Annotated in this window: 16 protein-coding genes; 7 read left to right on the top strand and 9 right to left on the bottom strand. The window is 64.7% G+C overall.

Annotated elements, in window-relative coordinates; all coding sequences use genetic code 11:
* The first annotated feature begins 181 nt into the window (after nt 1-181).
* Entirely contained in the window at nt 182-976 is a 795-nt protein-coding gene (locus BRPE64_RS17290) for a sulfite exporter TauE/SafE family protein (protein WP_044042374.1), read from the top strand.
* A gap of 257 nt (nt 977-1,233) precedes the next feature.
* Entirely contained in the window at nt 1,234-2,943 is a 1,710-nt protein-coding gene (locus BRPE64_RS17285) for an acid phosphatase (protein WP_044042372.1), read from the top strand.
* Nucleotides 2,944-2,982: 39 nt separating this feature from the next.
* Here BRPE64_RS17285 and BRPE64_RS17280 read toward each other — a convergent pair whose 3' ends face one another.
* The gene (locus tag BRPE64_RS17280; protein WP_016354780.1) at nt 2,983-3,375 is read right to left on the bottom strand and encodes a RidA family protein; all 393 of its coding nucleotides are present in this window, start codon (nt 3,373-3,375) and stop codon (nt 2,983-2,985) included.
* A 128-nt stretch (nt 3,376-3,503) separates the two neighbouring features.
* Here BRPE64_RS17280 and BRPE64_RS17275 point away from each other — a divergent pair, with 128 nt between their 5' ends.
* On the top strand, nt 3,504-4,400 hold the full coding sequence (locus tag BRPE64_RS17275; RefSeq protein ID WP_016354779.1) for an NAD-dependent epimerase/dehydratase family protein: 897 nt from the start codon (nt 3,504-3,506) through the stop codon (nt 4,398-4,400).
* Between the two features lie 67 nt (nt 4,401-4,467).
* Here BRPE64_RS17275 and BRPE64_RS17270 read toward each other — a convergent pair whose 3' ends face one another.
* The 3 genes from BRPE64_RS17270 to BRPE64_RS17260 form a co-directional block, all read right to left on the bottom strand.
* Nucleotides 4,468-5,577 carry a malate/lactate/ureidoglycolate dehydrogenase gene (locus tag BRPE64_RS17270; RefSeq protein ID WP_016354778.1) on the bottom strand — a complete coding sequence of 370 codons (1,110 nt, stop codon included), beginning with the start codon at nt 5,575-5,577 and terminating at the stop codon, nt 4,468-4,470.
* A 190-nt stretch (nt 5,578-5,767) separates the two neighbouring features.
* The gene (locus tag BRPE64_RS17265) at nt 5,768-7,237 is read right to left on the bottom strand and encodes a M20 family metallopeptidase (protein WP_016354777.1); all 1,470 of its coding nucleotides are present in this window, start codon (nt 7,235-7,237) and stop codon (nt 5,768-5,770) included.
* Between the two features lie 97 nt (nt 7,238-7,334).
* A complete protein-coding gene (locus tag BRPE64_RS17260; RefSeq protein WP_016354776.1) occupies nt 7,335-9,821 on the bottom strand; it encodes a penicillin acylase family protein in 2,487 nt (828 codons plus the stop codon).
* Nucleotides 9,822-9,980: 159 nt separating this feature from the next.
* Here BRPE64_RS17260 and BRPE64_RS17255 point away from each other — a divergent pair, with 159 nt between their 5' ends.
* Nucleotides 9,981-10,172: an oxidoreductase-like domain-containing protein gene (locus tag BRPE64_RS17255; RefSeq protein ID WP_016354775.1), complete on the top strand. Its 192-nt coding sequence runs from the start codon at nt 9,981-9,983 to the stop codon at nt 10,170-10,172.
* 107 nt (nt 10,173-10,279) lie between these two features.
* The gene (locus BRPE64_RS17250; protein WP_044042371.1) at nt 10,280-10,789 is read left to right on the top strand and encodes a DUF1993 domain-containing protein; all 510 of its coding nucleotides are present in this window, start codon (nt 10,280-10,282) and stop codon (nt 10,787-10,789) included.
* On the opposite strand, the gene BRPE64_RS17245 is transcribed toward BRPE64_RS17250, so the two are convergent.
* From BRPE64_RS17245 to mprF, 3 genes are all read right to left on the bottom strand, one after another.
* Entirely contained in the window at nt 10,782-11,165 is a 384-nt protein-coding gene (locus BRPE64_RS17245) for a VOC family protein (protein ID WP_016354773.1), read from the bottom strand. The two genes, BRPE64_RS17250 and BRPE64_RS17245, sit on opposite strands and share 8 nt — an antisense overlap.
* A gap of 70 nt (nt 11,166-11,235) precedes the next feature.
* Nucleotides 11,236-12,537 carry a virulence factor family protein gene (locus BRPE64_RS17240; protein WP_408608257.1) on the bottom strand — a complete coding sequence of 434 codons (1,302 nt, stop codon included), beginning with the start codon at nt 12,535-12,537 and terminating at the stop codon, nt 11,236-11,238.
* On the bottom strand, nt 12,525-15,119 hold the full coding sequence (mprF, locus tag BRPE64_RS17235) for a bifunctional lysylphosphatidylglycerol flippase/synthetase MprF (protein WP_044042369.1): 2,595 nt from the start codon (nt 15,117-15,119) through the stop codon (nt 12,525-12,527). The genes BRPE64_RS17240 and mprF overlap by 13 nt, the downstream gene beginning before the upstream one ends.
* Before the next feature lie 529 nt (nt 15,120-15,648).
* Between mprF and BRPE64_RS17230 the strand changes: the two genes are divergently transcribed.
* Complete coding sequence (locus tag BRPE64_RS17230) at nt 15,649-15,888, top strand: hypothetical protein (RefSeq protein WP_016354769.1); 240 nt, start codon at nt 15,649-15,651, stop codon at nt 15,886-15,888.
* Nucleotides 15,889-15,904: 16 nt separating this feature from the next.
* On the opposite strand, the gene BRPE64_RS17225 is transcribed toward BRPE64_RS17230, so the two are convergent.
* A complete protein-coding gene (locus tag BRPE64_RS17225) occupies nt 15,905-16,402 on the bottom strand; it encodes a hypothetical protein (protein ID WP_144063432.1) in 498 nt (165 codons plus the stop codon).
* A 190-nt stretch (nt 16,403-16,592) separates the two neighbouring features.
* On the bottom strand, nt 16,593-17,225 hold the full coding sequence (locus BRPE64_RS17220; protein WP_232519260.1) for a response regulator: 633 nt from the start codon (nt 17,223-17,225) through the stop codon (nt 16,593-16,595).
* 255 nt (nt 17,226-17,480) lie between these two features.
* On the opposite strand from BRPE64_RS17220, the gene BRPE64_RS17215 reads away from it, so the two are divergent.
* Entirely contained in the window at nt 17,481-17,933 is a 453-nt protein-coding gene (locus BRPE64_RS17215; RefSeq protein ID WP_016354766.1) for a response regulator, read from the top strand.
* Nucleotides 17,934-17,949: the final 16 nt, after the last annotated feature.

Raw genomic sequence — 17,949 nt, 5'->3', positions numbered from 1 at the left:
AATCTGAAGGGTCTCGTGAGCCGCGCGTGACCACGCTTGACCACGCCTGAACGCGCCCGAGTTGCCCGCCATGGTGCCATCGCCACGCCTGAACGTGGCCTACATACAGCGGGTGAGCCGCTTACCCGCTATCATCGACGGTTTTTCGACCTAATCACGGCTGACGGGTTCTCCGCGCGCAATGTCATTTCCGCATATCGACTTACTTTATTCTGCCTCAGGACTCGCGGTGGGCTTTCTGGTCGGCCTGACGGGCGTAGGCGGCGGCTCGCTCATGACGCCGCTGCTCGTGCTCCTGTTCGGCATCCACCCGGCGACGGCCGTCGGCACCGACCTGCTGTACGCGGCCGCGACCAAGACTGCGGGCACGCTCGTGCACGGCATCAAGGGCTCGGTCGACTGGCGCATCACCGGCCGGCTGGCGGCGGGCAGCGTGCCGGCGGCGGCGCTCACGCTCTATTTCCTGCACGCCCACGGCATTGCTTCGCCCGGTACCGCACGGCTCATCCAGCTGATTCTCGGAACGGCGCTCCTCATTACCGCCGTCTCGCTCATTTTCCGGCCGCAACTTGCGCGCCTTGCCTATCAAAAAGGGCACGGACGGCCTGAACAGCCGGCGCGCACCGCGGCCTGGACGGTTCTCACCGGCGCGATTCTCGGCGTGCTGGTTTCGATCACCTCCGTGGGCGCGGGCGCGATCGGCGTAACGGTGCTTCTGCTGCTCTACCCACGCCTCGCGACGGTGCGTATTGTGGGCTCGGATGTGGCGCACGCCGTGCCCCTGACGCTGATTGCGGGCGCCGGGCACTGGATGCTCGGCTCCGTCGACTGGTCATTGCTCGCTTCGCTCCTCGTGGGCTCGATACCGGGCATTGCCGTTGGCAGCATGCTGTCCTCGAAGGCGCCGGAAGCGCTGCTGCGCCACGTGCTCGCCGCGACGCTGGTTCTCGTCGGCGTGAAGCTCGTGTTGAGTTGATGTTAGTCACGCCGTGTTGCGGTTTCCAGTCGGCTGAAAGATATAAGCCGATTCGCACATCGTTCCGTATTTCTGCCTATGTCGTTCGGCCGGGTTTCCCGCCGCCGGGCGATGCGGCATCATTGCCGCTCAGTTGACCCGTCGTTGCCAGGACGGTCAAGTCGGGGCGCCGTGTTATGGGCGCGTCATGTATCCATGTCGATCATGCGAGTGCGCGTCATCGGGGCGCGTTCCGCATATTCACGAGGAATCAGGCGATGAATGAGAACGATCATCCGCAGAACGGGCTGTCGAACGGGCTTACCTCCAGCAACGACACGCCAGCCAGCGACACACCGGCGGACCCCGCGCGGCGGCGGCTTCTGGCTGCGGGCGTCGGGCTAGCGGGCCTGTCGCTCGGCGGATGCAATCTGTTCGATCAGAAGCCGTCCACGCCGAAGACAGCCGCCGATCTCGCGCTGGACCGCACGCTCGCCGCGAAGGTACAACGCATCGTCGTGATTTACGCGGAAAACCGTAGCTTTACGAATCTCTACGGCAATTATCCGGGCGTGCAATATCCGCTGGCGGCCGTGCCCGCGTCGCATTACACCCAGTTCGACCGCGACGGCGTCACGCCAATGCCCACGCTGCCGAAGATCTGGGGCGGGCTCGTGCCGCAGGCGCAGGAAGTTGGCGGCAAGCGTTATGCCATCACGGAGCAGCAAATCGCCGGTTTGCGTAACGGCCCCTTCCAGATCATGGACGCGCAGGGCGCACCGCTCCCCAATTCGGTCATCACGCGGGATCTCGTGCATCGGTTTTATCAAAACCAGATGCAGATCAACGCCGGACGCAACAACCAGTTCGCGGCGTGGGGCGATTCGGGCGGCCTCGTGATGGGCCATTATCAGAACTCGCCCGACACGCTGAGACTCTGGGGCCTCGCTCAGCAGTACACGCTCTGCGACAACTTCTTCATGTCCGCGTTCGGCGGTTCCTGGCTGAATCACATCTTTCTGATTTCCGCGCAGGCCCCGTTCTATCCGGACGCGAAGAGCGGCCCGGCTGCCAAACTGCTGGCGATGATCGAGGGCGACGATCCCACCGGCGCGCGACTCAAGCTCGCACCCGATTCACCGAAATCCGCTCTTGAAGGACCACCGAAATTCGCCCGCGACGGCGCGCTCACCGCCGATGGATACGCGGTCAACACGATGTTTCCGCCCTACCAGCCGAGCAACGTGCCGCCCACGCCAGGCGGCGACCCGCGTTTTGCGGACAGAGCGAATGCGCTCGTGTTGCCGCCCCAGACCTACGCGACCATCGGCGACCGGCTCTCGGCGAAGAATATCGACTGGGCGTGGTACAGCGGCGCGTGGCAGTACGCGCTGGAGCATCGCGACACGGGCGCGGTGCCGGATTTTCAGTACCATCATCAGCCGTTCAATTATTTCGCCAACTACGCGCCGGGCACGGCGGCGCGCGCACAGCATCTGCGCGATGCGGGTCTGGGCGACGATCCATCGACGAACAAGCTTCTCGCCGACATCGACGCGGGACGGCTGCCCGCCGTCACCTTCTACAAGCCGCAGGGCAACCTCAACATGCACGCGGGTTACGCGGACATCGCCTCGGGCGACCGGCATATCTCGAACGTGATCGAACACATCCGGCGCGGGCCGCAGTGGGCAAATACGGTGGTAATCGTCACCGTCGACGAGAACGGCGGCTGGTGGGATCATGTCCCGCCGCCCAAGGGCGACCGCTGGGGGCCGGGATCGCGCATTCCGGCGCTCGTGATCTCGCCGTTCGCGAAGAAGGGCTACGTCGATCACACGGTGCACGACACCAACTCGATCCTGCGCTTCATCTCGCGCGTGCACGACCTCGCGCCGCTCGACGGAGTAGCCGCGCGCGACCGCGCGTTCGCCGCGAATGGCGAGGCGCCGCTCGGCGATCTGACGACGTCGCTCGATCTTGCTTAGTGCGCGGGTTCGGGCGCGGTCGGGGCGTGGCTCGTGCGATCAGTTCCGCTCGACCCACGCCCGCGCGGAAATCTCCAGCAAGTAGCCATAGTGGAGCGCGCTGACCGGCACGACCGCGCGCGCCGGCTTCCACTCGCCGAAGTGACGCGCGTAGATCTCGTTGAACGCCTTCCAGTGCTCGACGCCCACGAGATACACCGTCACTTCGATGCAGTCACTGAAACTCGCGCCCGCCGCTTCCAGCACGGTGCGCAAATTGGCGAGCGTCTGTTCCGCCTGCTCTTCGAACGGGCGGTCGCCCGTGTGCGTGCCGTCGGGGCGCATCGGCAATTGGCCGGACACGCAAACGAGGTTGCCGGCGCGCGTCGCGTGGCTGTAGTGGCCTGCGGGAATCGGCAAGCCGGGCGCGGTGATGAGTTCGATTGGTGGCATCGTCGGATGGGATCAAGAGAGAATTCTTGATTCTGAGTCAAGGATCATTTGAGACTAGCACCGTTTTTGCGAAAGTCGAAGCGGCCCATACTGTGCTCATCGACTTGAACATTCAACGGAGCAGAAGCATGAACATCTTTATCACAGGCGCGAGCGGTTTCATCGGCGGATCGATTGCGGCGGGGCTCGCACGCGACGGACATCGCGTGCGCGGTCTTATCCGTCGCGCCGAGCAGAGCGACGCGTTGAAGCGCCTCGGCATCGAACCGGTGATCGGTAGCCTCGACGATACCGCCCTGCTCGCCGCCGAAGCGCGCGCCGCAGATGCGGTCATCAACGCGGCGAGCAGCGATCATCGCGGCGCAGTCGAGGCGCTGATCGGCGCGCTCGAAGGCTCGAACAAGCCTTTTCTGCATACGAGCGGTTCGAGCATCGTCGGCGATGCGTCGGGTGGTGAAGCGTCCGACACCATCTACACCGAAGACGATCTGCCCGAGCCTACGCCCGACAAGGCGCCGCGCGTCGCAATCGACAATCTCGTGCTCGACGCCGCCACACGCGGCGTGCGCTCGACCGTGCTCTGCAACACGCTGATCTACGGTCACGGCGCGGTGCCGGGCGCCGCGAGCGTGCAACTGCCGCGGCTCGAAAATCAGGCGAAGAAGAGCGGCATCGTGCGTCATGTGGGGCGTGGATTGAACATCTGGTCGAACGTGCATATCGACGATGTCGTCGAGATCTATCGGCTCGCGCTCGAAAAGTCGCCGGCGGGCACGTACTATTTTGTCGAGAGCGGTGAAGCGCAGTTCCGCGACATGACCACCGCAATGGCAAAGACGCTGCATCTGCGTGGTCCTGAAGACTGGCCGCTCGACCAGGCGATCGCGGAATGGGGTTACGAAATGGCCTCGTACGGACTCGGCTCGAACAGCCGCGTGCGCAGCAAGCGCACGCGCGAACTGCTCGGCTGGCAACCGAAACGCACATCGGTTATCGAGTGGATCGAAAAAGACCTGGTCGTCTGACCGCAACCCGCGCAGCGCGCGCGGCAAACTGGCTTGACCAATTTGCCGCGTGAAGCGCGTCCGCAACTTACTTGAGCGCGCTCGCAAACTTCTCGATGTCGGCGTCAGGCATGCCCGACGTCGCCGCCGATTCGCGGATCTGCTTCCACGTCGTCGGATCGATCGCGATGCCGTTCGCCGTGCGTTCCGCGCGCCGCGCTTCCTCGGGCTCGCCCGGCGCGTGAATCGCGTCGATTCCTTCCGCGTGCGGCGAAGCCTTCATCCATTCGAGGAACGCTTCGGCTTCGGCTTGCGCGGCGGGGGCGTCGAAGGCGTTGGGGTCGAGAATCACCGAGGTCATGCAGTTGATGATCGCGCTCGAGGTCTCCAGCGTGCTTTCGTGCGTCGTGTAGCCGCCCGACAGCGCACCGCCGAAAATCTCGCATAGCGCCGCGAGCCCCGAACCTTTGTGCAGGCCGAACGCGGTGAGCGAGCCGAACGGCTCCTCGTGCATCACCTTCGGTTCGATGGTCGGCTTGCCCTCGTGATCGAGCAGCATGCCCGGCGCGACCTTCACGCCCTTGTTGTACGCCACGCGCGTCTTGCCATACGCGATTCCGGCGGTCGCGAAATCGAGCACGAGCGGGCTCTTGCCCGCGCGCGGATAGGCCGCGCAGAACGGGTTCGTGCCGAAGCGCCGGTCGATGCCGCCGAACGGCGCGACGAGCGGATCGCCCGCCACATTCACGAAGTGGAACGACACCAGCCCGGCCTTCGCGCACTGTTCCGCCCAATGTCCGATACGCCCGATGTGATGCGCATTGCGCAGTCCGACCGCGCAGACACCGAGCTTTTTCGCGCGTTCGATGCCGTGTTCCATCGCCTCGTAGGCCACGACCTGACCGAAGCCCTTGCGGCCATCGACGGTCAGCACCGCGCCCGCGTCGCGCACGATCTCGGCATGCGTATTGAGCTTCAACTGCCCCTCGCCGAGCGACGCGACGTAGCGCGGAATCATGCCGACGCCGTGCGAATCATGGCCCGACAGATTCGACATCACGAGGTGATCGGCGACCAGTTCCGCCTCGCGCGGCGTGCTGCCTGCGTGTTCCCAGATCGCCCGGACGTAGGCGTGCAACGTGTCGGCGGCGATGCGCTGTTCGGTGGCGGAAGTGGTGGACGTTGGGGATGCATTCATTGCGACACTCGTCTCCTGGTTGGTGGCTCGCGCGCCGTTTTTTGAGAAACGCGCGGGCCTCCCACTTTACAGACGATCAACTGGCCTTACCAGTTGGTTTTACAAAATTCGCTTAGAAGCGGTGGAAAAGCGGCGAAAAAAAAGCCCGGACCGAGGTCCGGGCTTCCGTCTTGATCAAGCCGTGCAACGCTCACGGTGCCGCGGCGATCACCTCCGCAACCGCGGCCGTCAGCTTCTTTGCATACGGCACATGCAGGAATTCGTTCGGACCGTGCGCGTTGGATTTCGGGCCGAGCACGCCGCACACCATGAATTGCGAGCGCGGAAAGCCTTCCTTCAGCGTGTTCATCAGCGGAATGGTGCCGCCTTGACCCATGAACGCGACATTCGCGTCGAAGTGCCGCTGCGAGGCATCGTTCAGCGACGTCGCCAGCCAGGGCGCCAGGTCGGGCGCATTCCAGCCGGTGGCGGCGCCCACTTCCGGCTTGAACGTGACCTTCGCGTTATAGGGCGGATCGAACTCCAGCAGCGACTTGAGCCGCTCGACCGCTCCGGCGGCATCCACGAGCGGCGGAAGCCGCAGCGACAGCTTGAACGCCGTGCGCGGCGCGAGCACATTGCCTGCGTCCGCGAGCGGAGGCAGACCGGCTGCGCCCGTCACCGTAAGCGACGGCCGCCACGTCGAATTGATCAGTGCCTCGCGGGGATCGGTTGTCGTCGGGAGGACGCTGCCGCCGTCCTGACCGCAGCTCCACGGCAGTTTCTTCCAGACGTCGTCGCCGAGAATGCGCGCCGTGGCTTCGGCTTCGCGCTCGCGCAGAAGCGGAATCGGACAGTGAAAATCGCGCGGCAGCAAGTCGCCGGTGCTCGCATCTTCGAGACGCTCGAACAGTTGCCGCATGATGCGAAATGTCGACGGCGCGATGCCGCCATAGCCGCCCGAGTGGATGCCCTCGTCGAGCACCTGCACTTCGAGGTCGCCCGCGACGAGGCCGCGCAGCGAAGTCGTGAGCCAGAGCTGATCGTAATTGCCCGCGCCCGAGTCCAGACAGATCACGAGCCCGACGTCGCCGAGCCGCTCGCGCAACGCGTCGATGTACGGCAGCAAGTCGTAGCTGCCCGATTCTTCGCACGTCTCGATGATGCCCACGCAGCGCGGCCGCTCGACGCCCTGCGCATCCAGCGCCGCGAGCGCGGTGATGCTGGCGTAGGTGGCGTAGCCGTCGTCGGCGCCGCCCCGGCCGTAGAGCTTGCCGTCTTCGAACTTGGGCGTCCACGGGCCGAGATCGCTGCGCCAGCCTTCGAATTCCGGCTGCTTGTCCAGATGGCCGTAAAGCACGACTGTTTCCGTGCTGCCGGAGCGCGTAGCCGGCGCCTCGAAAAAGATCACCGGCGTGCGTTCGGGCAAGCGCACGATCTCGACCTTGAGCCCTTTGACCGGCTGCGCTTTCACCCAGTCGACCGCATCCGTCACGACGCGCTCGATAAAACCGTGGCGCGCCCAGTCGTTGTCGAACATCGGGCTCTTTGCCGGGACCGCGATGTAGTCGGTCAGCGCGGGAACGATCTCGTCGTTCCATTTGCGCTCCACGAATTCGCGCAGGACGGCGGAATCGAGCCGTACCGCGTCTTCGTGCTGCGTGCTGTCGCCGATAGTCATGACCGTGTATCCCTTTCGAGCAAACTTAAATGATAGACGGGAATTGCCCCTGATTCGACGGCCCGCGCGCCAAGCTCGCGTGTTTTAAATAATTTTTTCAACGCGCCGGCGGGGCCGCAGCGTCGTCGCGGGTTCCGAACACGACCACGCGCGTCACAGCCGGATCCGCGTCGATCGCCTGATCGGTGAACGGAAAGCGCGCCCAGCGTTTTGCCGCGAACGCGCGCGTCGCATCGCCGGAATGCGGCGAGGCCGGATCGTCCGATTCGGAATGTGAAAGCATCGTGTCCGCTTCCACGCCGCTCGTGCCGAAGGTGACGACCTGCACGTAGCTGTCGCCCTGGCCGCTGACGTCCATCGGATAGCCCTTTGCATCGAGCGGACGCCGCGCGCAGACGATCGTGAAATAGCCCGCCTCGTCGCAGCCGCCGTACAGCGGCACGCGCGCGCCGTTTCGCATCGTGTAGAGAATGTCGCCGCGCCGCGAATCGAGCGCAAAGCCGTTCAATCTGAGCGCGAGCGCCGCGCCGCCGAGCGCCTGACGCAAATCCTGCAGCACGGCCGGATTGTCGACGTTGAAGCCGCCGGGCGTCGCGAGCGGCTTGTTCGGATCGAAGCCGGACTCGTAGAGCCGCTCCGGCGCGATACGCGTCACGCGCAGCCAGAACTCGTCCCACAGGTTCGCGCCGCGCGCATCGATATCGGCCGTGCCGTTCCATTGCCGCAGCACCTCGCACGCGTCGTGCAGGTTCGAGACGGCATCGTTGACGGTGCAGACCGCGTCGAGCAAGGGCTTGCGGAACAGCCGCTCGGACATCGAGTTCGTCTCGAGCACGGCGGATTCGAGCGCCTCGCGCGTGATGCCGCCGCGCTCGCGCTGCAGCCGCGCCGCGAGCAGATGGCCGTAACGCGTGCGCAGCGACTGTTCGACGCCCGTCGCGCCCGCGATACGCGGATAGCCCGACATCGGCGCGTTCGCGTTGGTTAGCCAGTAGCTGTCGTTGAAATTGCCGACGTAATCGCCGCGCACCGTGTTCGGCAATTGTTCGACGGGCAGCGCGCCCGGTTGCACGCTCGCCGAATCGACGCGCCAGGCGCATGCGCTTTTCGAGCCGTCGAGAAACGGCACGCCGGTCACGCGGCCCGCGAACGCGCGGCCTGCGGGTGTCGTGCAGGCGTCCGCGAGCGCATCGGGCACGTTCGGAATCGGGCCTAGGTCTGCGAACCAGACGCGCTCGTCGCCACGTCCGATCGCGAACGTATTGACCCACGGCATGCCCGCATAACGCTTCTGGATTGCCATGAAGTCGGTCAGCGAGCGCGCCTGATTCCACGCCAGGAAATTTTGAAACGCGCGCGTGTTGTCGACGTTCACGTCGGCGAGTGCGTACGCGCGTTGCGCGCTCCAGCCGAGGCCCTGCGCCATCGCCGACAGATCGACGACCAGCCCAAAACGCGTCTTGTAGAGCGTGCGCGACACGGATTCGAGCGTGCCGTCGGCGCGGCGCGAGCGCACCGTGAGCGGCACGGGCGTCATCGCTTCGCTCTGGCCATCGACGAGATAGCGCGTCGGATCGGCGGAATCGAGCGTCAACTGGAAGATGCCGAAGCGCCGCGCGCTCGACACCGTATGCGTCCACGCGATGTTCTCGTTGAAGCCGAGCACGATCAGCGGCACACCGAGAAACGACACGCCCGCGACGTTCACCTGGCCCGGAATGGTCAGTTGCGCCTGATAAAAGCGGTCGGGGCCGCGCCAGAACCAGTGCGGATTGCCGAACAGGATGCTGCGTTTGTCGCGCGTGATCGGTGCGCCGAATGCAAGCGCATTGCTGCCGATGCCCGGATTCTCGCCGATGGAAAAGCGCAGCGCGTCGGGCGACGCCTGGGCGGTCGGCGCGGGCGGCTCGCTGTCGCCGCGTGGAGCCGCAGCGGGTTTGGGCGGATGCGCCGTTGCGATCGGCGTCAGGAAGCGCACCGAGCCGCCCGCGAGATTGGCTGCAATCAATCGCAGATAGATGTCGTCGGCGCTGATCTTGTCGACCCACGGCTTGCCCCGGCACACCGCGTGCGCGCCCGGAAAGCTGCCGGCGTTGAGATCGGCGAGATAGCGGTTGTAGCCGCTCGCGAAACCGTCGATCAAACTGCGCAGCTCGACGGGCTGCGCGGAGCGGTAACGCTCGACCGTCGCCTGATCGCCGATCATGCGGAAGAAAAAATCGGCGTCGATGTTGCGCGGCTGACCGAAGGTCGCGGTCGAAGGCGGCCGTGCGTCCGCGCCGAAGTAGGCGGAGCGCTCGCCGCGATACGTGACGAAGGCGTCGGCGAGCGTGCACAGGTTGTCTTGTGCCTGCGCATAGCCGAAACCAAAGCCGAGGCTGCCCCAGTCGGCCGCGCGAATGTGCGGAATGCCGTCCTGCGTGCGGCGGATTTCCGCGCTCCAGGCGCTTTGCGCGGCCGGGGCGGTTTGATAAGCCGCGCCGGTCTGACCGGAGGCGCCCGGTGCCGGCGGCGGCACGACGCAGCCGGCCAGCAAGGCGCTCGCGAGCACCCCGGAGATCGCAAGGCTGACGAAGTGATTCATCGCGTGAGTCCCTCGGTCCGATCGACGTGACGACGGGCGGATCATTGTCCCGCGCGCAGTATCGCATTCGCCGCGACCGGCGCGCCGCCAAAGTTTAGCCGCTCGCGTCCGCGGCGCGAAGCCGTTGCACAATGCATCGATGACGCCACGCACATTCAGATGACCCGCCACGACGACCCGCGCCCGACGCCGCCCGAGCGCCCCTTGCCGGAAGACTGCTGCCAGAGCGGCTGCAATCCGTGCGTCTTCGATCTCTATGAGGAAGCGCTCGAGCGTTACGAGACGCAGTTGCGCGCGTGGGAAGCGCGTCATGCATCTCAGCCGAAGCGGCGCAAGCAGAGCAAGCCTTGAGCGCGTCGTCTCGTCCATTCCGGCGATTCCGGCGATTCCGGCAGGCGAATGCGCCTGTTGCTATGCTTGTCTCCCCTGTCGACAACACACTCAAGGAGCACAAGCCCATGTCCCTCACGATGTATCGCGCGTCAATCCCCGTCTTTATCCGCGGCCTCGAAGTGTGCGCGGATCTGCTCGAAAAAGGCGCCGCCTACGCCGATCAAAAAGGCCTCGCTCACGCCGATGTAATCAACGCGCGCCTTGCGCCCGACATGCTGTCGCTCGCCGCGCAGATCCAGCGCGCGAGCGATACCGCGAAGCTCTCGGCGGCGCGGCTCGCGGGCGTCGAAGCGCCGCGCTTCGAGGACAACGAAGACAGCTTCCCGTCGCTCGCGGCGCGCATCGAAAAGACAATCGCGTTCTTGAAGAGCATCGACCGCAACGCGCTCGCCGACAGCGAAACGCGCAACGTCACGCTGAAATTCCCGGACTTTTCGCCGTCGTTCTCGGGCGTCGATTATCTGTTCGGCTTCGGCTTGCCGAACTTCTATTTCCACGTCGTCACGACGCACGACATCCTGCGCCATCTCGGCGCGCCGATCGGCAAGCGCGACTTTCTCGGCCCGCTCAAATAAGCTCGGAAATCTCGATGAGGTTGTAGTCCGGATCGCGCACGTAGACGGAGCGCAGCTTCTGCGTCGCGCCGGTGCGCTCGACCGGACCTTCGATGATCGGCACGTTCATCTGCGCGAGCCGTTCGATCACGCGATCGAGCGGCACCGAGGCGATGAAGCACAGATCGAGCGCGCCCGGAACCGGCAGATGCGCCTTCGGTTCGAACTCGGCGCCGCGCACGTGGAGGTTGATTTTCTGATTGCCGAAGCGAAAGGCCATGCGGCCGTCGCCGAAGGTTTCGAGCTTCATTTGCAGCACGTCGATGTAAAAGCGGCGAGTCGCTTCTACATCGACGCAGGTCAGCACGAGATGGTCGAGATGATCGATCAGGGACATGCGGAACTCCGTGAACGGGTTCCGCACATGGTAACGCAGCGTTCAGACCATCATGCGACGGGCGAGCCGCTCACCCCTGCCGCGCCGCGATCTGCTTGCGCCAGCCCGCGAGAATACGTCGCGCGAGCGCATCGTAGTCGCCGCCGAAGTGATGATCGCCCGGCAGCTTCACTACCTCGATGCCCGTCTTCGCGAGCTGCGGACACAGCGTGTCCTCTTCCTTCTCGCCGTAGATGCATTGCACCATCGCAGGCGGCAGCTTGTTGAGTTCCGGGCGCACTTTGAGCGCCTTTTCGCTCGCCTTCATGCCGAGCCAGCCCGTCACGCGAATCTGGAAATCCGCCGCGGGCGAAAAGCCCATCAGCGAGATATACGACACCTGCGCGCGCACCGCGTCCGGCAGGCGGTTGTAGGCGAACGGCATTACGTCCGCGCCGAACGAATAGCCGAGCAGCGCCACATGGCTCGTATGCCAGCGCGCGTTGTAGGCGCGAACCACGCGGGCAATATCGTTGGCGGTCTGCTGCGGCGATTTCTCGCTCCAGAAGTAGCGCAGCGAATCGATCCCGATCACCGATACGCCGTCGCGTTGCAGCGCGAGCGCCATCGTCTTGTCGAGATCGCGCCAGCCGCCGTCGCCGGAAATGACGATCGCGAGCAGGTCGGTCGGCTGCGCCGCGCGCAGTTCGATGAGCGGCAGATCGGACACGTCGCTGTCCGTCGCGGGCGCGGACTTCTTCAGATGCGGCGCGGTCATCGCGACGAGCGCATCGGCTTTGGAGCCGGTTGGCTGCGTTGCCGTGCGCTCCAGGAAGCCCGGCAGGCCCTTCGCGTGGATGATGCTCGGGTCCGGCGGGCACGGATTGAAGCGCGCGTCGAGCTTTGCCTCGGGTGCGAGCGACACGGCGCCCGCGACGGTGTTATCCGGCGCCTGCTTGAGCGCGCTCTCGGCGACGCTAGCGCCCTGCCCGGTGCCGACGAGAATCGGCGAAAAATAGTGATTCGTCTGCACGGTGCGTTCGAGCTGATGGCTCATGTTTTCTGCATCGCCGACGAGGTTGTGGCATTCCTTCTCGCTCTTGTCCGCCGACAGCCGCACGGCGTACTTCGCCGTATCGACGCCGATGACCATCGCGCCTTTCGCGGCGAGCGCATCGGCCGCTTGCTGGTCGGCGGGCGCCCAGCCGCTCTTCTCCGAAAACAGCACGACGAAGCCGGTCATCTCGCCGACGGGCTTCGTCAGCGCCACCTGGCCGAAGCGGCCGCCGGAGATCGACTCGGCGGCGTGCGCCATGTCAAACAGGGAAACACCACAGACAGCGGCCAAAACCAGCGCCGCCGCTTTCTTGCCAAAAAATTTCATGAACGCCAGCCACCCGCCAGAAGCGAGAGATCCGCCAAAGTGAAAAATACGCCAACCGAACCGGACGCCGCCAGATAACGCGGCTCCCAGCGTGGCTGGAACTTGCTCTTGAATCCGCGCAGACCGCGGAAGTTGTAGAAACGGCCACCGAAACGCCACATGAGCCCGGCAAGACGATGCCAGTGCGACGCAAGCGGCGTCGGCTCCATGCCCGACAGCGGCGCGATACCGAGCGAAAGCGACTTGAAGCCCGCCTCTTTCAGATGCAGCGCGAGCTTCGTGAACAGGTATTCCATCGCATACGCCGACGCTTCGCCGACATGGCGCATCACGCCGACAGTCGCCTCGGTGTTCAGATCGGTCGTCATGAAAGTGACGAACGCGACCGGCACGCCTTGCTGGCGCACGAGCAGCACCGACTGCGCCGCGAGATATTCCTCGTTGAAGGCCGCGACCGAAAAGCTCTTTTCGCGCGCCGAGCGGCTTTCGAGCCAGTCGTCGGAAATGGTGCGCAGCATCGGCAGGCTGTCGACGATCTGGTTCGGCGCGATCAGTTCGGTGTCGAAGCCGTCGCGTTCGCCGCGCTTGAGCGCATAACGCAGATGCGCACGATGCGAACCCTTCAGGTCGAACTCGGACAGCGCGACGTGTGCTTCTTCGCCGAGCTTCATCAACGTGAGACCGGCGTCGAGATAGAGCGGCAATGCATCGGCACGAACCTGATAGAACGCCGCGCGGCCGTTGTGCGCATGCGCGAGTTCGACGAACTTGCGGATCAGTTCCGCCCACTCGCGGCGCGGGCCCACCGGATCGTGCAGCGCGGCCCACGTGCGGCCGTGCTTCGCGTACATCAGAAAGGCTTCGCGCGACTCGGAGAAGAGGAAGCTCTTGTCGCCCATCATCGCGAGGCCGGCGTCGCTGCGTTCCTGCGCGCGGAAGATGCGCGCGGCATCGGCGAGATCCTGCGGCGCGGGCTTCACGAAGCGGCCCGCCGCCGGGCGCAGCAATTGCCACACGCCGAGCGTCAGCGCGAACACCGCCGCCGCCAGCGTGGCACGCAGCGCGCGCGGGGCGCGTTCGTCGAAGGCGAACTGCCACCAGAGATCGCCGCTGTAGGGCACATCGCGGAACGCGAAGAACATGATCCACACGGCGAGCGCCATCACCACGCCGACCGAAATCAGCCACGTTGCCGTGAAACGCTCGGCGAACAGCGACGAGCGGCGGTTGAAACGCTCGCGCGTCGCGATCAGCAGCACGATGAGAAACGCCAGCACGCCCGCTTCGACGAACGCGAGACCCTTCGCCAGCGACAGCGCCAGATTCGTCACGGCGAGCATCAGGGCGAGCCACCAGGCGGCGTCGAGCCGGCGCATCAGGCCGCGCGCGACGAACAGCAGCAGCACGCCCAGCACCGAGCCGAGCAATTGCGAGCTTTCCAGCACCCACAACGGAACGATGGTCTGCAACAGCGCGATACGCATCTTGAACGCGGGCGTCGCGCCGGAGATGACGAGCATCGAGCCTGCCGCGAACGTGACGATCGACAGGAACACCGGCGCCAGCTGCGACACGCGATGCGGGCTCAGAAAGCCGAAGCGTCCTTTCAGCGCGCGGCCTTCGAACGCGGCCATCACGCCGGCCGAGAGAATGAGCGGCAGGCCGAAATAGATCGCGCGATACGCGAGCAGCGCGGCGAGCACGTCCGGCGTCTGGGCGCTGCCGCCGAGCGCGAATACCATCGCCGCCTCGAACACGCCGACGCCGCCCGGCGTATGGCCGATCATGCCGAGCAGCATGGCCGCGGAGAACACGGTCATGAATTCGCCGAAGCCAACTTGCGCGTTCGGCAGCAGCGCCCAGAGCGCGAGACCGGCGCCGATCACATCGATGACGGCGAGCGCCGCCTGCGCGACGAAATCGCGGCGCGCGGGCACGGTGAACGACAGCCACTTCCAGCGCGAGCGCAGCGTGCGCGGCTCGCGGCCGCACAGCAGGATCATTGCGGCGAACACGCCGAGGAGCACGGCGCCGGTTGCGCGCAGGGCGGTGGGCGGCAGATGCATCATGCCGGAGAGCGTGCCCGCGGCGAACAGCATGCCGGCGGCGGCCATGAACGCGAGCGAGAGCGCCAGCGTGACGCTCGTGAAAATGGTCAGGCGGCCGACTTGCGCGGGCGTCACGCCAGCCGCGCCGTAGACGCGGCAGCGCACGGCGCCGCCCGTCAGCGCGCCGAAACCGGTTACATTGCCCAGCGCGGAACCGACCGTCGCGCCGACCCACAGCAGCGAACGCGGCAACGAAACGCCGATGTGACGCAGGCCTACCGCGTCGCGCCCGACCAGCGCGGCGAACGAAAGCGCGGTGGCGAACAGCGCGGCGATCCAGGCTTGCGGCGTCATGACCCGCAGCGAGTGGATCACCGATTTGTAATCGACCGCGCGCGAAAGATGCTGGAAGACCACCAGCAGCAGCACGCAGATGACGATAGTCAGCGCGGGCGCGGCGAAACGCTTAAGGTTGAAGCCGCCGGACGAACGTCCGGTCAGGGAAACGGCGCGAAGACGAGCGAGCAACTTTGTGCGAGACATGCGTTCTATCAAACTGGCTTCCGCTGCGAGTCGTCAGTCATGCGACGACAGCACCGGCAAATCACGGTTATCGGGGGTCCGCGCACGTCATGCGATGTGGAAAGCGTGACTTCCGCTTCCACCGCCCGCGCTCGCGCCATACAAAAGGCTTTAAAGCGTGAAACGCCTATATAACGACGACGGTTGACCCGACTTGACTAATATTGGGAAAACTACTGATCGAAAGGTTTGTTACAGATCCGGCGCGGCTTCGCGCTGCATGTATGGGTTAGCGGCACGAATCGCGCGCGCTTTATGCGTGTTTTACGGTTTGTCAGAAATCGGTAAAAATCGATAGCCTCGAAGTAGATGGGACGTCGATGACACACCGATCGGAAGGTTAAGCGGATACTACAAAAAAGGTATCGGAAAAATGATAAAAACTATTGCAATTGTGTGTACCGCGATCGGCGTATCGAGCCTGAGCGCGTGCGTATCGACGGACGACGCGCTGCTTCGGACCGTCCCGATTGGTTCCGGAACGTCGCAAATGGCGCCTTACGATTTCTACCGCTGCGTGAAAGCGCAATGGACGCCGATCGCGCCCAAGGTCCGCGAGTATTCGCCGAGCGCCGACACGCAGGCGGTTTCCGTGCCGAGCGGCGGCCTGGCGAGCCAATCGGTCGTGCTGCTGATCGCGCAGGCATCGGCGAGCGGCACCGGCTACACCATTTACGGCGATATCGCCGGGGCGAGCCGCTACGTGGCGGCCACGCGCGCCTGTAACTGATCGGCGAATCCGGCGCTCAGGACGGCTTGCCGCCGCGCATGTCGACGCTCGCCAGATGCGTCCCGACGATGCGCCCGATCAGATATCCGTCCGACGCGCACGCGTTCGCGCGTTCCTTGCCGTTCCACTGGATCTTGTACTGATCGTCTTGCGAGTGGATGGCCGAGGCGTCGAACTTGCGCTTCGGCTTGCCGCCGTTGCGCGCGTCCTCGCCGACGAGACGGTTCCAGGTCAGCGCATAGCCGTAGCGCACGCCATCGGCGAAGGCGTCGTTGTCGCAGACCTGGCTCGGCGGGGTCGTTTTGACCATCAGGTGGTAGCCGCTTGCGCTGCCGACCATGATGCGCTGCTCGCCCGGAGGCATCGGCGCTGCGGGCGTTTTCGACGCGGGCTGAGCCGCCTGCACGGCGGACGCCGACGCGGCCGCGTCGGTGCCGTTCTGCTGCGGGAGGGGCGCGCATGCGCAGAGGATCAGGGCTGCGGCTGCGGCGAAGGCCGAGGTGGCGCCTTGCATTTGAATGAACGATTTCCTGCGAATCACCTGCACTTAATCCATCTTAAAAATAGTCCGGGCTCTACGATACCATTTCACCGCCCATTCCTCGGAACGATCAGAAAAGGGACGCAGCGCCGACGCGACAATGCAACGACGCGGGCACCCTTTCGGGACTGCCCGCGTCGATTCAAAAAAATGAAACAGGGATTCAGGACGCCGACGACGTATTGCTCATCGGCATTTCGATACCACGCCGCGCCATTTCAACGATCAGGAACGTTCGCCGCGTAACGTGGAACCGCGCGAGCAGATCGCTCGAATATTCCTTGGCGGTGTTTTCGCTGATATTCATCTTGCGCGCGATCGCCTTGTTCGACAGACCTTGCAGCAAATAACGCAGCGTCTCGGTCAGGCGCGGCGGCAGCTCGAGCGATTCGACCGTGACGCCCGCATGCGGCGTGACCGGCTTCGGGCTGTGGCCGCCCTTGCCGAGCACGGTGTTCGGCAGATAGACACGGCCATTGAGGATCGTCTTGAGCGCCTCGCGAAACACGCCCGCGCCCTGCTCGCTGCCCTTGGAGATAAAACCGCACGCGCCGTTCTTGATGCATTCGAGCACGGTGTCGCGGTCGTCCTGAGCGGACAGCATGATCGTCTGAATTTCGCGCTCTTCCTCGCGGATCCAGTTGAGCAGATCCATGCCGGTGGCCTGGCCGCGCAAGTGGTAGTCGAGAAACATCAGATCGTAGGTATTGGACGAAAGCTTCGCTTTCGCCTGCTCGAAACCATCGGCTTCGTCGATTTCGAGCAAGGGCTCGTTCGCCAGGATGAGGCTTTTCATCGCGCTCCTGGTGAGCCCTTCGTCCTCTACTAGCAACACTGTTTTGAAATAGCCATTTTCCATTGCGACGCTCCGAGAACGGTTCCGATCTTACGCGGGCCTTGCGCGACTACTACCCCTCTTTCGCAGGGATACGTTCGTCAGTCCCCCAAAATCCGCCGCCGTCCCCTCCCGTGCCGGGTTTGGAATTCAGCACGTCCGGTCGAAACTGGGCGCAGTCGAATCAACCACGCTAACCACGATCCGGAGGATGAGATGTCAAGCCGTCTAGCCGACAACGAAAGCGAATTTGCGTTGTGGCGTATCAAGCGGGCCCGCGCGAGCAATGCCGCACGTCGCGTGCTGATTGCCCACAAGGACAAGTCGATTGGCGATTCCCTCGCCGTGCAACTCCGGCTCAAAGGCTTGCAGGTCATCCATTCGCAGGATCTCAAATCCGTGCGTGCGCTGGTGAATAGCTGGCAGCCGCACGCGCTTCTGCTCGACACGAGCCTCGACAGCGATTCCGGCTACGTCTTCCTGCGCACGCTGCGCGTGGACGCCGATCTGACCGGACGCCTGCTGGTCGCGATGAGCAACGTGTGGCCCGCCGATCCGGTGCAGACGCTCAAGGAAGCCGGTTTCGATGCGCATTGCCGTCGGCCTTGCGCGACGTGGCGCATCGTCGATCTCGTCGAAGCGTATTTTTCCGCGCCGCTCACGCGCTGAACGTCTGAAGGAGGTG

The sequence above is a fragment of the Caballeronia insecticola genome (assembly GCF_000402035.1).
GTDB lineage: Bacteria > Pseudomonadota > Gammaproteobacteria > Burkholderiales > Burkholderiaceae > Caballeronia > Caballeronia insecticola.
The sequence above is the reverse complement of the archived record's forward strand: the minus strand, read 5'-3'. Positions and strand labels throughout refer to the sequence as shown.

What these genes read in the sequence shown, in the direction of transcription:
- BRPE64_RS17290 (WP_044042374.1), top strand. Translation starts at nt 182, where the DNA reads ATGTCATTTCCGCATATCGACTTACTTTATTCTGCCTCAGGACTCGCG.
- BRPE64_RS17285 (WP_044042372.1), top strand. Translation starts at nt 1,234, where the DNA reads ATGAATGAGAACGATCATCCGCAGAACGGGCTGTCGAACGGGCTTACC.
- BRPE64_RS17280 (WP_016354780.1), bottom strand. Translation starts at nt 3,375, where the DNA reads ATGCCACCAATCGAACTCATCACCGCGCCCGGCTTGCCGATTCCCGCA.
- BRPE64_RS17275 (WP_016354779.1), top strand. Translation starts at nt 3,504, where the DNA reads ATGAACATCTTTATCACAGGCGCGAGCGGTTTCATCGGCGGATCGATT.
- BRPE64_RS17270 (WP_016354778.1), bottom strand. Translation starts at nt 5,577, where the DNA reads ATGAATGCATCCCCAACGTCCACCACTTCCGCCACCGAACAGCGCATC.
- BRPE64_RS17265 (WP_016354777.1), bottom strand. Translation starts at nt 7,237, where the DNA reads ATGACTATCGGCGACAGCACGCAGCACGAAGACGCGGTACGGCTCGAT.
- BRPE64_RS17260 (WP_016354776.1), bottom strand. Translation starts at nt 9,821, where the DNA reads ATGAATCACTTCGTCAGCCTTGCGATCTCCGGGGTGCTCGCGAGCGCC.
- BRPE64_RS17255 (WP_016354775.1), top strand. Translation starts at nt 9,981, where the DNA reads ATGACCCGCCACGACGACCCGCGCCCGACGCCGCCCGAGCGCCCCTTG.
- BRPE64_RS17250 (WP_044042371.1), top strand. Translation starts at nt 10,280, where the DNA reads ATGTCCCTCACGATGTATCGCGCGTCAATCCCCGTCTTTATCCGCGGC.
- BRPE64_RS17245 (WP_016354773.1), bottom strand. Translation starts at nt 11,165, where the DNA reads ATGTCCCTGATCGATCATCTCGACCATCTCGTGCTGACCTGCGTCGAT.
- mprF (WP_044042369.1), bottom strand. Translation starts at nt 15,119, where the DNA reads ATGTCTCGCACAAAGTTGCTCGCTCGTCTTCGCGCCGTTTCCCTGACC.
- BRPE64_RS17230 (WP_016354769.1), top strand. Translation starts at nt 15,649, where the DNA reads ATGGCGCCTTACGATTTCTACCGCTGCGTGAAAGCGCAATGGACGCCG.
- BRPE64_RS17225 (WP_144063432.1), bottom strand. Translation starts at nt 16,402, where the DNA reads ATGCAAGGCGCCACCTCGGCCTTCGCCGCAGCCGCAGCCCTGATCCTC.
- BRPE64_RS17220 (WP_232519260.1), bottom strand. Translation starts at nt 17,225, where the DNA reads ATGAAAAGCCTCATCCTGGCGAACGAGCCCTTGCTCGAAATCGACGAA.
- BRPE64_RS17215 (WP_016354766.1), top strand. Translation starts at nt 17,481, where the DNA reads ATGTCAAGCCGTCTAGCCGACAACGAAAGCGAATTTGCGTTGTGGCGT.